Annotated in this window: 15 protein-coding genes; 12 read left to right on the forward strand and 3 right to left on the reverse strand. The window is 66.8% G+C overall.

Annotated features, from left to right (window positions below; translation table 11 throughout):
* The 7 genes from BM397_RS20595 to BM397_RS20625 all read left to right on the forward strand — a co-directional run.
* Window positions 1-562: zinc-binding dehydrogenase (locus BM397_RS20595; RefSeq protein ID WP_143187054.1), on the forward strand; the 562-nt coding region annotated here is incomplete at its 5' end.
* A 2-nt stretch (window positions 563-564) separates the two neighbouring features.
* Complete coding sequence (fghA, locus tag BM397_RS20600; protein WP_092428015.1) at window positions 565-1,389, forward strand: S-formylglutathione hydrolase; 825 nt, start codon at window positions 565-567, stop codon at window positions 1,387-1,389.
* A gap of 28 nt (window positions 1,390-1,417) precedes the next feature.
* Window positions 1,418-1,810, forward strand: a complete 393-nt coding sequence (locus tag BM397_RS20605; protein WP_092428017.1) for a c-type cytochrome — start codon at window positions 1,418-1,420, stop codon at window positions 1,808-1,810.
* 142 nt (window positions 1,811-1,952) lie between these two features.
* Entirely contained in the window at window positions 1,953-3,755 is a 1,803-nt protein-coding gene (locus tag BM397_RS20610) for a methanol/ethanol family PQQ-dependent dehydrogenase (protein WP_092428019.1), read from the forward strand.
* A gap of 100 nt (window positions 3,756-3,855) precedes the next feature.
* On the forward strand, window positions 3,856-4,389 hold the full coding sequence (locus tag BM397_RS20615; RefSeq protein WP_092428021.1) for a c-type cytochrome, methanol metabolism-related: 534 nt from the start codon (window positions 3,856-3,858) through the stop codon (window positions 4,387-4,389).
* Entirely contained in the window at window positions 4,373-5,215 is an 843-nt protein-coding gene (locus BM397_RS20620) for a substrate-binding domain-containing protein (protein ID WP_092428023.1), read from the forward strand. The genes BM397_RS20615 and BM397_RS20620 overlap by 17 nt, the downstream gene beginning before the upstream one ends.
* On the forward strand, window positions 5,212-5,739 hold the full coding sequence (locus BM397_RS20625) for a PQQ-dependent catabolism-associated CXXCW motif protein (protein WP_092428025.1): 528 nt from the start codon (window positions 5,212-5,214) through the stop codon (window positions 5,737-5,739). The genes BM397_RS20620 and BM397_RS20625 overlap by 4 nt, the downstream gene beginning before the upstream one ends.
* 529 nt (window positions 5,740-6,268) lie before the next feature.
* Here the strand turns inward: BM397_RS20625 and BM397_RS20630 are convergent.
* Genes BM397_RS20630 through BM397_RS20640 form a run of 3 tightly spaced genes read right to left on the reverse strand, consistent with a single transcriptional unit; the run spans window position 6,269 to window position 8,233 of the window.
* On the reverse strand, window positions 6,269-7,231 hold the full coding sequence (locus tag BM397_RS20630) for a beta-propeller fold lactonase family protein (RefSeq protein ID WP_092428027.1): 963 nt from the start codon (window positions 7,229-7,231) through the stop codon (window positions 6,269-6,271).
* Window positions 7,194-7,745, reverse strand: coding sequence for an SRPBCC family protein (locus BM397_RS20635; protein ID WP_092428029.1), 552 nt, complete (start codon window positions 7,743-7,745; stop codon window positions 7,194-7,196). Before BM397_RS20635 ends, BM397_RS20630 begins: the two co-directional genes overlap by 38 nt.
* Window positions 7,742-8,233: a DUF3280 domain-containing protein gene (locus tag BM397_RS20640; protein WP_092428031.1), complete on the reverse strand. Its 492-nt coding sequence runs from the start codon at window positions 8,231-8,233 to the stop codon at window positions 7,742-7,744. Before BM397_RS20640 ends, BM397_RS20635 begins: the two co-directional genes overlap by 4 nt.
* 141 nt (window positions 8,234-8,374) lie before the next feature.
* Between BM397_RS20640 and BM397_RS20645 the strand changes: the two genes are divergently transcribed.
* From BM397_RS20645 to BM397_RS20665, 5 genes are read left to right on the forward strand one after another with little or no spacing between them, the layout of a single operon-like run.
* Window positions 8,375-9,586: an ABC transporter substrate-binding protein gene (locus tag BM397_RS20645; protein WP_092428033.1), complete on the forward strand. Its 1,212-nt coding sequence runs from the start codon at window positions 8,375-8,377 to the stop codon at window positions 9,584-9,586.
* An 8-nt stretch (window positions 9,587-9,594) separates the two neighbouring features.
* The gene (locus tag BM397_RS20650) at window positions 9,595-10,566 is read left to right on the forward strand and encodes a YVTN family beta-propeller repeat protein (protein WP_092428035.1); all 972 of its coding nucleotides are present in this window, start codon (window positions 9,595-9,597) and stop codon (window positions 10,564-10,566) included.
* 28 nt (window positions 10,567-10,594) lie between these two features.
* The gene (locus BM397_RS20655; protein ID WP_092428037.1) at window positions 10,595-11,560 is read left to right on the forward strand and encodes an ABC transporter substrate-binding protein; all 966 of its coding nucleotides are present in this window, start codon (window positions 10,595-10,597) and stop codon (window positions 11,558-11,560) included.
* A gap of 10 nt (window positions 11,561-11,570) precedes the next feature.
* Complete coding sequence (locus BM397_RS20660; RefSeq protein ID WP_092428039.1) at window positions 11,571-12,242, forward strand: ABC transporter ATP-binding protein; 672 nt, start codon at window positions 11,571-11,573, stop codon at window positions 12,240-12,242.
* A gap of 16 nt (window positions 12,243-12,258) precedes the next feature.
* Window positions 12,259-12,687 carry a cupredoxin domain-containing protein gene (locus BM397_RS20665; protein WP_092428041.1) on the forward strand — a complete coding sequence of 143 codons (429 nt, stop codon included), beginning with the start codon at window positions 12,259-12,261 and terminating at the stop codon, window positions 12,685-12,687.
* Window positions 12,688-12,808: the final 121 nt, after the last annotated feature.

A 12,808-nucleotide genomic window follows, 5' to 3' on the forward strand; every position in this document is an offset into this window, starting at 1 on the left:
CGCGGCGGTTTTCGGCCTCGGCGGCATCGGGCTCAACGTCATCCAGGGCCTGCGCATGGCGGGGGCCGACATGATCATCGGCGTGGATCTCAACGACTCCAAGGCCGAGATGGCCAAGAAGTTCGGCATGACCCACTTCGTGAACCCCTCGAAGATCGAGGGCTCCGTCGTGCAGGAGATCGTCAACCTCACCAAGCGCGGCGCGGACCAGATCGGCGGCGTGGACTACACCTTCGACGCCACCGGCAACGTCAAGGTGATGCGCGACGCGCTGGAATGCTCGCACCGCGGCTGGGGCGTGTCGGTGATCATCGGCGTGGCGCCGGCGGGGGCCGAAATCAGCACCCGTCCGTTCCAGCTGGTCACCGGCCGGGTCTGGAAGGGCACGGCGTTTGGTGGCGCCAAGGGCCGCACCGATGTGCCGAAATTCGTCGACTGGTACATGGACGGCAAGATCGAGATCGACCCGATGATCACCCACAAGCTGAGCCTCGACGAGATCAACCACGGCTTCGATCTCATGCACGAGGGCAAGTCGATCCGCGCGGTGGTCGAGTTCTGAGCATGGAGGTGGTGGCGCAAAATCGCAGCTTCGATGGTCGGCAGACCGTCTACCGGCACGGCTCGGAGGCCTGCGGCTGCGACATGACCTTCGCGGTCTACCTGCCGCCGCAGGCGGAATCCGGGCCAGTCCCGGTGCTCTGGTATCTCTCGGGGCTGACCTGCACCCATGAGAACGCGATGACCAAGGGCGGCTTCCAGGAGCATGCCGCGATGCACGGGCTGGCGCTGGTGTTCCCCGACACCAGCCCGCGCGGGCCCGAAGTAGCCGACGACGAGGCCTATGATCTCGGCCAGGGCGCCGGGTTCTACGTGAATGCCAAGCGCGATCCGTGGAAGCCGCATTACCGGATGTACGACTACATCACCGAGGAGCTGCGCGGGCTGGTTGCCGGGCTCGACGGCATCGGCGAGCGCCATGGCATCACCGGCCATTCGATGGGCGGTCACGGCGCGCTGACGCTGGCGATGCGCAACCCGCATCTCTACGACAGCCTCTCGGCCTTCGCGCCGATCGCGCATCCGACCCGCTCGGACTGGGGGCGCAAGCAGCTCTCGGCCTATCTCGGCGACGATGAGGGCTGCTGGGCGCTGCACGACTCGACGCTGCTGATGGAGGAGCGCGGCTGGAAGGAGGACATCCTCGTCGACCAGGGCGCGAGCGACCAGTTCCTCGAGCTGCTGCAGCCAGAGGCGCTTGCCGAGGCGATGACGAGACGGCGCCAGTCAGGAGTGCTTCGGATGCAGCATGGCTATGACCATTCGTATTTCTTCGTGAATTCTTTTGCCGGCGACCATGTCGCCTGGCATGCAGCCCGGCTTGCCTGAGCGCGGGTCCAGCAAGAGGAGACAAGGCATGTATCAAGGAACGCTCGCAGCCGGAATGATCCTGGCACTCACGGCGGGGATGGCCCTCGCCGAGGGGGATGCGGCGAAGGGCGAGAAGGTGTTTCGCAAGTGCAAGGCCTGCCACATGGTTGGCGACGGGGCGGAGAACCGCGTCGGCCCGGTGCTGACCGGCGTTGTCGGGCGTGAGATCGCCGCGGTCGAGGGCTTCGACTATTCCGATGCGCTGAAAGAGCTTGCCGCGGCCGACGGGACATGGACGCCCGAGGAGCTGGCGGCCTTTCTCGAGAAACCCAAGGATTTCGCAAAGGGGACCAAGATGTCCTTTGCCGGCCTGCGCAAGGAGGACGAGCGCGCCGACGTGATCGCCTATCTCGCGACCTTCGGGGGAGAGGGCTCATAACACGGATTCAGATTTCCGGATGCGGCGGGAGGAGAAGGAGCGTCGCACCCGGATGACCCGACACGGTCTTCAGTTGATGCCGAGAGGCGGCCGGGACGGGACCACGCGGCGGGAACGCCGTTCTATCCAAGGGAGAAGGAAGATGAAGAGACGGCTGCTTCTATCGTCGGGTGCGCTGCTTTGCGCCGCATCCATGGCGATGGCAAACGACGACCTGATGTCCCAGATGGACAACCCGAGCCAATGGGCCATCCAGACCGGCGACTATGCCAACCAGCGCTATTCCGAGCTGGACAAGATCAACAAGGAGAACGTCGGTGACCTGCAGGTTGCCTGGACCTTCTCGACCGGCGTGCTGCGCGGCCACGAGGGCTCGCCGCTGGTGGTCGGGGACACGATGTTCGTGCACACACCGTTCCCGAACATCGTCTATGCGCTCGACCTCAAAGAAGACGGCAAGATCAAATGGCGCTACGAGCCCAAGCAGGATCCCGACGTGATCCCGGTGATGTGCTGCGACACGGTGAACCGCGGCGTGGCCTATGCCGACGGCAAGATCTTCCTGCACCAGGCCGACACCAAGGTCGTGGCGCTCGACGCCGAGACCGGCGAGGTGAAGTGGGAGGTGATGAACGGCGACGCCTCGAAGGGCGAGACCAACACCGCCACGGTGCTGCCGGTCAAAGACAAGGTGATCGTCGGCATCTCGGGCGGCGAGTTCGGCGTGCGCGGCCATGTCACCGCCTACAACATGGAGACCGGCGAGCAGGAGTGGCGCGCCTATTCCATGGGGCCGGACAGCGACATCCTGATGGATCCGGAAACCACCACCCACCTGGGCGAGCCGGTGGGCGCGGACTCGGGCACCAACACCTGGGAAGGCGATCAGTGGATGATCGGCGGCGGCACCACCTGGGGCTGGTATTCCTATGACCCCGAGGCCGACCTGATCTATTACGGCACCGGCAACCCCTCGACCTGGAACCCGGCGCAGCGCCCGGGCGACAACCGCTGGTCGATGACCGTGATGGCGCGTGACCCCGACGATGGCATGGCCAAATGGGTCTATCAGATGACCCCGCATGACGAGTGGGATTATGACGGCGTCAACGAGATGATCCTCACGGATCAGGAGATGGACGGCGAGGCGCGCAAGCTGCTCACCCACTTCGACCGCAACGGTCTGGCCTACACCATGGACCGGATCAGCGGCGAGCTTCTGGTGGCCGAGAAATACGACCCGGCGGTGAACTGGACCACCGGCGTCGACATGGATCCGGCCTCGGAGACCTATGGCCGACCGGCAGTGGTCGCCGAGTATTCGACCGAGCAGAACGGCGAGGACGTGAACTCGACCGGCATCTGCCCGGCGGCGCTCGGTTCCAAGGACCAGCAGCCGGCGTCCTTCTCGCCCAAGACCGGTCTGTTCTACGTGCCGACCAACCACGTCTGCATGGACTACGAGCCGTTCCGGGTGAGCTATACCGCGGGTCAGCCCTATGTCGGTGCGACGCTCGCCATGTACCCGGCGCCCGACAGCCACGGCGGCATGGGCAACTTCATCGCCTGGGACAATGTCGCGGGCGAGATCAAGTGGTCGATCCCTGAGCAGTTCTCGGTCTGGTCGGGCGCTCTGGCCACCGCGGGGGACATTGTCTTCTACGGCACGCTGGAAGGCTACCTGAAGGCGGTGGACTCCGAGACGGGCGACGAACTCTATCGCTTCAAGACCCCCTCGGGGATCATCGGCAACGTGATGACCTACGAGCATGACGGCAAGCAGTATGTCGGCATCCTTTCGGGCGTCGGTGGCTGGGCCGGCATCGGTCTCGCAGCCGGTCTGACCAACCCGAACGACGGTCTCGGTGCGGTGGGCGGCTACTCGGCCCTGTCCGACTATACCGCGCTCGGCGGTCAGCTGACGGTCTTTGCACTCCCGGACTGATCCGCAGCGACCGACAGGCCGGCGGGAGACTGTTCCCGCCGGCCCCTTGCACAAGACATTTCGACGTGAACCTCGATCCCATGCCCAGGACCCTTTTGCCATGACCCGAAAGCTCACCCTCCTGACCGCCGCCGGCATCCTCGCGAGCCTCCCGATGGCGGGCGCGCTGAGCGCCGCCGATGTCTCGATGGACGATCCGAACATCGCGGTGGCCTACGAGGAAGGCGGTCGCTATTACACCGACGACGGCATCCCCACCTTCAACATCAACGACGAGGGCGCGGTTGACTGGCCGACATTCTCGGGGTTCCGCCGCTACCATGCCGAGTGCCACGTTTGCCACGGGCCCGACGGCGAGGGATCGACCTATGCCCCGGCCCTCAAGAATTCCGCCATCGAAATGGACTATTACGACTTCGTCGACACGGTGGTGAACGGGCGCAAGAAGGTCGGCGCGGCCGAGAACTCGGTGATGCCCGCCTTCGGCACCAACCCCAACGTGATGTGCTACCTCGATGACATTTACACCTATCTCAAGGCCCATGGCTCCGGCGCGATCGAGCGCGGTCGCCCGGCCAAGAAAGAGGCCAAGAGTGAAACCTTCACCGAGATGGAAAATGCCTGCATGGGCTGAGGCCGTTCGCGGCGCGGCGCTGGCCCTGTTGCTGGCCGGCACCGCGGGTGCGGTTCAGGCGCAGACCTCGGATCTCGTCTCGAAGACGCAATTCCGGGTCTGTGCGGATCCCGCTGCGGATCCCATGTCGATGCAGGACGGCTCGGGCTACGAGAACAAGCTGGCCGAACTCTTTGCCGCGAAGCTCGAACGCCCGGTCAGCTACACCTGGTTTCCCATGGCGACCGGGTTCATCCGCCAGACGCTGAAGGCCGGGAAATGCGACGTGGTGATGGGCTATGCGCAGGGCCACGAGCTGGTGCTGAACACCAACCACTACATGACCTCGGCCTACGCACTGGTGGTGCCCTCGGATGGCCCGCTCGCGGGAGTGAACGAGCTGTCGGACCCGGCGCTGCAGGGGCTGACACTGGGGGTGATCGCCGGCTCGCCGCCGGCCACCCACATGGCGCGGCACGGGCTGATCGGCAAGGCGCGGGCCTATGCACTGGTGGTTGATCGCCGGGTCGAGAGCCCGGCCAGCGACATGCTGGACGACCTCGCGGCGGGCGAGATCGACGCGGCGGTGCTCTGGGGACCGATTGCCGGGCCGCTGGTGGAGCGCGACCACCCCGGGCTGAAGGTGGTACCGCTGATCCGCGAGGCCGGTGCGCCGAAGCTCTTCTACCGCATCACCATGGGTGTGCGCCGGGGCGAGAAGGTCTGGCAGCGCCAGCTCAACTCGCTGATCCGCCGCAACAAGCCCGAGATCGACGCGCTGCTGGCGGAAGCCGGGGTGCCTTTGCTTGACGATATGGGGGAGCGTCCGCTCGACGTCGGGCAATGAGGTGGTTGCTGCTGGCGCTGTGTCTGATCCCCGCGCTGGCGCAGGGGCAGGTGCCCGAGCCAGAGGCCTACCGCATGGAGGTCTATCGCGCGCCGGTTCCCGGCACGCTGGAGGGGGGAACGGTGGTGGACGTGGCACGGGCACACGCGCTCTGGCAGGCGGGGGAGGCGGCCTTCATCGACGTGCTGCCACGCCCGCCGAAGCCCGATGATCTGCCCGAGGGAACAGTCTGGCGCGACAAACCGCGCGACAGCATCCCCGGGGCGATCTGGCTCCCCAATACCGGCTACGGCGCGCTCGCCGCGCCCGAAGAGGACTATTTCCGGTCCGGCCTCGAGGCAGTGAGCGGCGGCGATCCCACGCACCCGCTGCTGTTTTTCTGCCTTGCCGATTGCTGGATGAGCTGGAACGCGGCGAAGCGGGCGCTGAGCTACGGCTACACGAAGGTTTACTGGCTGCCCGTGGGGACAGACGGGTGGGCCGCGGCGGGGCACCCGCTCGAGCGGGTCACGCCGCGGCAGTGATCAGGGGACCGCGGTCCCGGCCGCGGTCCCCGCAAGATCCCCCATGCGCGAGATCCGTTTGCGGGGCACCGAGCTGGTTCAGGGACTGCGTCCCGACCGTGACCATCGCCCGACCGGGGCGCGAGGCTCGGTACTCGGTGATCGTGCTTTCAACGCGCAGAACGTCGTCCGCCCGCGTCGGCTTCTGGGAGGGGGGCGAAGAGCTTCAGGGGGATCGCCGCTTTGTGCCAGCCGCTCGCCGCCGGGCCGCCGGGCCGCCGGGCTGCCGGGCTGCCGGGCTGCCGGGCTGCCGGGCTGCCGAATAGATTGGTCTGCCCTGCCGTCTTGTCGAGATGAAAGGGCTGCGGGTCCTCGCCGACTGCAGAAGCTTGGGTCCGTGCAGCCTTGAGTCGAGGAGCCACTGTAGAGGCGGTTTCAGACGGCGATCTCTTCGAGGCAGCGCACGCGGGACTGGTTGTGCCCGACATCGGCAGGGCGCCCTGTGTCGCCGACTTGAGACGCAAGGCCCCGTCCGGGGCCCGGCCCGGCTCTAGCGCGGATCCTGCAGGATGAAGGCCCCGAAGGCGCGCGGCCCGTCGGCTGTGGCGATGTCCGCAACCACCTCCAGCGAGCGCGCGTCGATCAGGCTGAGCGTGTTGTCGAACCAGTTGGCCACCGCGATCCGCCCGTCAGACGTGGCGGCGATGCCCTCGGGATACTCGCCGACCGCAAGCTCGGTCACGGTCGAGAGATCCTCCAGCGCGATCACGCTGACCGTCCCGGCGTACTGGTTGGTGACAAAGGCGCGCCCGGCGGCGAAGGCCAGGCCATAGGGGCGGTCGCCCACGGGCAGCGTGGCCAGCACCTCGCCCGATCCGGGGTCGATCACCGTCACGTCGTTGCTGCCGACATTGCCCACGAAAAGCCTCCCGTCGGGGGCAAAGCCGAGCCCGAAAGGCCGCGTGCCAACGGGGATGGTGCGGGCGAGCGTCAGCGTTTCGGCGTCGTAGAGGCTGATCCGGTCCGCGTCGCGCTCGGCTGCGGCGAGCAGCCTGCCATCGAGCGAGAGGGCCATCCCGGCGGGGGCGGCCCCGGTCGGCAGTTCGGCAATGCCTTCGAGTGTCTCGGCGTCCAGCACCCAGAGCCGGGCGTTGTACCAATCCGAGACGAAGAGGTGCGACCGGGCCACGTCCAGGGCAACCCCGATCGGACCACCCTCCAGCATCGTCTCGGCGTACACCGAGCCATCGGCGCCGTGCCTGCGCACCGTCTTGGCATCCGGCGCGACGGTGTAGACCGTCCCGTCCGGCGCCACGGCGACGCCCGCCGGCTTGCCCGGAACCGACCAGCGGGCGGTTTCCTCGCCGGTCTCCAGATCGAGCACCGAAAGCGCGTCGCCGTTCTGGCAGGTCACGAAAGCGAGGTCCGCCGCCGCGGGACCCGCGACGACGGCCAGCAACGCGACCAATGCGAGATCAGGACCCCGGCGCACCGAACCGCTCGACCAGCGCATTCAGCCCGGCCTCGTAGACCCCGGAGACGGCGGCAATCGCGGCCTCGTCGTTCAGCTCGGCGGGCGGGTCATTGTTGGGATACCCCCGGTAGAAGGCCCCGCGCCATTCGACCGTCGATCCGCCGCCCTCGCGCGGGAGCACCGTCAGGTGCGACGAATAGTTGGTCACCGGCAGCACCTCGACCGCCACATCCGTGATCCGGTAACTGTAGGACATCTCCTCGGCGCTGTACTTGTAGAGTACCTCCGAGATCATCGGTCCCGAGGCGCCCTGATCCGACAGGTAGAGCTCGCGGGTGGCGTCGATCTCGTTGCCGCCCTCGCCGGAGTTCGCGACGATCGCCGGGTGCCAGGTCATGTCCTGGAAATCGCCGATCGCGGCCCAGACCTCGGCGGGTTCGGCGGCAACGTCGGTGGTCAGCGTCACCTTCTGCCGGGTCGGCCCGTGCGCCATCGCCACGGCGGGCATCAGCGCCAGCGCCGCCCCAAAGGCCAGCAGGTTGCGTCTCTTCATTTGCTCTCCTCCCTAAAGATTCCGGTGCGCAGGATGTAGTCCATCCCCCGACGCCAGCTTTCATCCGTGTTCGAGCGGATATCGACGACCCGTCCCTTGACCGTCTGACCGCTCTGCACATCGCGCAGCTGCAGGTTCATCGACAGGATGAGGTTCGAGACCTTCTGAACCTCTCCCACCAGCGCGTAATCGGCCCCCAGCTTGGCGGCCATGCGGGTGTCGCAGCCGTAGCACTTGGCCGGGTTGACGATGCGGTCGCGCTCCTCGGCGATGGGGCCGAGGTCCAGAAGCTCGTATCCCTCGTCGGTAAACCGGTCGCGCACCATGTCTTCGAGCATGGTGATCCGCGCCAGTTCGGCCGGGTCCTGGCCCAGCTCGGCGGTCTGCAGCGAGCTGTCGAGAAAGGTGATCCCCAGAAAGGCGACCTTCTCGCCCGCGAGCGCGGGCGTGCAGAGCAGCAGGGCAAGGGGGAGGGCGCGGATAAGCATCGCTGCCTTCTTAGAAATTAAGAGTCGCCGACAATCGTGCCGCCGTTACCCTGTGTCTCGCAACCGAACCGAAAGTATCGGTTCACCGCTTCGCCTTGGAAGGGGCAGAGTGGGTCAGGGCCCCGGGGAAACTGCGCGGGCATGGAGGAGAAAGTGCCGAAGAATCTTGTCCCGCTGCTGGCCGCGGCCGCGCTTGGCATTGCGGCCTGTCTGGCAGCACCGTCGGCTCGGGCGGTGGAGGTCCGCGCCGGGGTGCTGCGGGTGGACTACCCCACGCTGCTGCCGATCTCGCGCTACGACGCCCGGCCCGAGGACCTCGATTTCGCCGGGGCGGTGCTTGCTGACGAGGACAATGCGACCACCGGGTCGTTCCTCGGCCATACCTACAAGACCGAAAACGCGGCCGTCCCGCCCGAGGGCGCTCTGGAGGCGCTCGACACGATGCTGGCGGACGGCATCCGCTACGTGGTGGTCGACGCGCAGGCCGTGGAGCTTCTGGCGCTCGCGGATCGGGCCGCGGAGGCGGGCGCGCTGGTGCTCAACGCCTCGGCCCCCGACGTGGCGCTGCGCGGGGCCGAATGCCGGGCGAACCTGTTGCACGTTGCGCCCTCCTTCGCGATGAAGGCCGACGCGGTCGCCCAGTTTGCGATCTGGAAAAAATGGCCGCGCTGGCTGCTGGTGAGCGGATCAAACCCCGAGGACCGCGCGCTGGCCGAGGCCTACCGACGCGCCGCGAAGAAATTCGGCGCGAAGATCGTCGAGGAGCGCGAGTTCGAGGACACGGGGGGCGCGCGGCGCACCGATACCGGCCACGCGCTGGTGCAGCGCCAGCTGCCGACCTTCCTGCAACGCGCCAAGGATCACGACGTGCTGATCGCCGCCGACGCCACCGACTATTTCGCCGCCTACCTGCCCTATCATCTCTGGACGCCGCGCCCGGTCATGGGCAGCGCCGGGCTGCGCCCGGTCACGATGCACGGTGCGCATGAGGCCTGGGGCGCGACGCAGTTCCAGACCCGGTTCGAGAAGCTCGCCCGCCGCCATGTGACCGAAGCAGATTACAACACCTGGCTGGCCCTGCGCGTGCTCGGCGAGGCGGTGACGCGCACCGGCAGCGACGATCCTGCCGAGATCGAGTCATACATTCTTTCGGACGCTTTCGAACTGGCGGCCTTCAAGGGACAGAAGGTGACCTTCCGCGACTGGAACGGCCAGCTGCGCCAGCCGATCCTCCTATATGACGACCGCATCACCGTCAGCGTGAGCCCGCAGGAGGGGTTCCTGCACCAGGTCTCGCCGCTCGACACGCTGGGGCTCGACCGCCCCGAATCCGATTGCACGGCCTTCCAATGAGGACACCGATGAAAACGCTCATGCTCTCCGCCGCGCTCTGCCTTGCCGCATCCGGCGCACTGGCCGGCAAGGCCTTCGTCTCGAACGAACGGGGCAATACGATCACCGTGCTCGATACCGAAACCTGGGAAGTGATCACCGAGTTCGCGGGCGGCAACCGGCCGCGCGGCATCACCCTCTCGCCGGATGGCACGCTGCTCTATGTCTGCGCCTCGGATGACGACACGGTGCGGGTCTTCGATACCGAGACATATGAAGAGCTCTACACGCTGCCCTCCGGGCCCGATCCCGAGCTCTTCGTGCTCGATCGCAGCGGCAGCCCGCTCTACATCGCCAACGAGGATGACAACCTCGTCACGGTGACCGACACGCAGACCCACACGATCCTCGCGGAGGTGCCGGTGGGGGTGGAGCCCGAGGGCATGGCGATCTCGCCCGACCATCGCTGGGTGGTGAACACCTCGGAAACCACCAACATGGCGCATTTCATCTCGACCGTGGACTACCAGATCAAGCACAATATCCTCGTCGACCAGCGGCCGCGCTACGCCGAGTATCTCGACGACGGCACCCGGCTCTTCGTCAGCTCCGAGATCGGCGGCACGGTCAGCGTGATCGACATCGCCGAGGATGGCACACCGACGCTGACGCAGAAGATTGGCTTCGAGGTGCCGGGTGTGCTGCCCGAATGGCTGCAGCCGGTGGGGGTGAAGGCCACTTCCGACGGCAGCCGCATTTTCGTGGCGCTCGGGCCGGCCAACCGCGTGGCGGTGATCGACGGGACAAGCCTCGAGGTGATCGACTACATCATGGTCGGGCAGCGGGTCTGGCAGATGGCCTTCACCCCGGGAGAAGAGTACCTGTTGACCACCAACGGAAACTCGAACGACGTCACGATCATCGACGTGACCGCGGAAAAAGCGATCAAGTCGGTGCAGGTGGGGCAGCAACCCTGGGGCGTGGCGATCACGCCGAACTGAAGCAGCGCTCCGGGCGGAAGGGACGAAGATGAAGAGATTTCTCACTGCATTGGCACTGGGCTGCGTCACCGCCATGTCGGCCGCCGCGCAGGATCTGCCGGTGGTGCGGGCCGCCGTGCTGAAGATCGGCACGGTGAACTGGGAGCTGTCGACGATCGTCGAGAACGGTCTCGACGAGAAGCACGGCTTCACGCTCGAAATGGTGCCCTATGCCGACAACGGTGCCACCCGCATCGCGGTCGAGGGCGGCGAGGCCGACATGGCTGTCGCTGATTGGATCTGGGTCGCGCGGCAGCGCGCCGAGGGCAAGGATTACGTTGTCGTGCCCTATTCCCGTGCAGTGGGCGGGCTGCTGGTGCCGGAGGGCTCGGACGTCGAGACGTTGGCCGACCTCAAGGGCGGCAAGATCGGCATCGCCGGAGGGCCGCTCGACAAGTCGTGGCTGATCCTGCGCGCCTTTGCGCAACAGGAGTACGGCATGGACCTCAAGGCCGACACCGAGCAGGTCTTCGGTGCGCCGCCACTGATCTTCAAGTCGGGCCTGTCGGGGGATTACGCGGGGGCGATCAACTTCTGGCACTTCCTCGCCAAGATGAAGGCGGCCGGGATGCGCGAGCTGATCTCGGTGGAAACGGCGGCAGAAGCGCTGGGGCTCGACCCCGATGTGCCGCTGCTGGGCTATTATTTCAAGGGCGACTTCCTCTCCGACCACGCGGGGTTGGCGCAGTCCTTCTTCGAGGCCAGCCGCGACGCCAAGGACCTGCTCGCGCAAGACCCGGCGGCCTGGGAGGCGCTGCGCCCGCAGATGAACGCCGGGGATGACGCCCAGTTCGAGCAGCTGCGCGACGATTGGCTGGCCGGCGTTCCGGCCCGCGGCCCGGTGGATGCCGAGGCGGCGGGCAAGCTCCTGTCGCTGATGGCCGAACTGGGCGGAGCGGAGCTGGTGGGGCAGGCGAGCCGGGTGCCCGACGGCCTCTTCGCCGACGTTCAATGAGCGCTCCGCAATGACTCCACGAACCAACCCAGAGGACCCGCGGGTCGTGCCGCTGCACCCCGAACTGGCGGACCCCGGCGCGGTGCGCGTCGAGATCCGCTCGAAACGCTTCGGTGGGACCGAGGTGCTGCGCAACGTGCATTTCACCATCTCGCGCGGCGAGACCGTGGCGTTGCTCGGCCCGTCGGGCATCGGCAAATCGACCGTCCTGCGGATCGTGGCGGGGCTGGATGCGGCCTTCGACGGTGAGGTGACGCGCCCGGCGCATATGGCCATGGTGTTCCAAGAGCCGACCCTGATGCCTTGGCGCACGGCGTTGCAGAACCTCATGCTGGTGCACCCCGAACTGAGCGAGCGCGACGCACGGGTGACGCTCGACCGGGTCGGGCTGCAAGGGCGGCACGATGCCTTTCCGCGCAGCCTCTCGCTCGGGCAACAGCGCCGGCTGGCGCTGGCCCGGGCATTTGCCGGGCGGCTCGACCTTCTGGTGATGGACGAGCCCTTCGTGTCGCTCGACCCTGAACTTGCCGAGGCGATGCTCTCGCTCACCGAAGAGCTGATCGCCGAATTGCGCCCCGCCGTGCTCTTTGTCACCCACGCGCGCGGCGAGGCCGAAAGATTGGCCAGCCGGATCCTGCAGTTGCAGGGTCAGCCCGCCACGTTGACCCCGCATCTGGTCTGAAGGAGGAGCCAAGACCATGAAAACGACCCTGATCGCCGCCGCGCTTGCCGCGCTGGCGCTGCCCGCTGCCGCGCATGAATACGGTTTTGCCGGCATTCTTTCGAACACCAACTCCGAGGAAATGCCCGAAATTACCCTGTCGGTAGGCAAGCCGCTGGCCGAGGGGCCGATCACCCTGAAGTCGGGCATGATGTACGAGCTCGAAATCGAGGCCGACGGGACCGGCGAACTGGGGCTGGAGGGGCCGGGCTTCTTCAGGGCGATCTGGGTGAACGAGGTGGTGATCAACGGACTGGAAATCCGCCCCTACGGGCTGGAGAGCGTCGAGTTCGACGAGGCCGGCGAGATGGAGATCGAGTTCCTCGCGATCAAGCCGGGCCAGTACTACCTGAAAATCCCAGGATCGACCGGCGAGAGCCAGCGAGTGGAGATCGTCATCCAGTAGCGGACGAGGCGCGTGCATTGGTCCGGAGCCGCCAGAGAGGGCAGGTTTCGGACCCATTGCTCAGGGGCCGGGACCGCTTGTGTTGCGATGCCGCCGGGAGGCCTGCGCCCGAAGCCGCTCG

It is taken from the genome of Alloyangia pacifica, from assembly GCF_900116195.1.
GTDB lineage: Bacteria > Pseudomonadota > Alphaproteobacteria > Rhodobacterales > Rhodobacteraceae > Salipiger > Salipiger pacificus.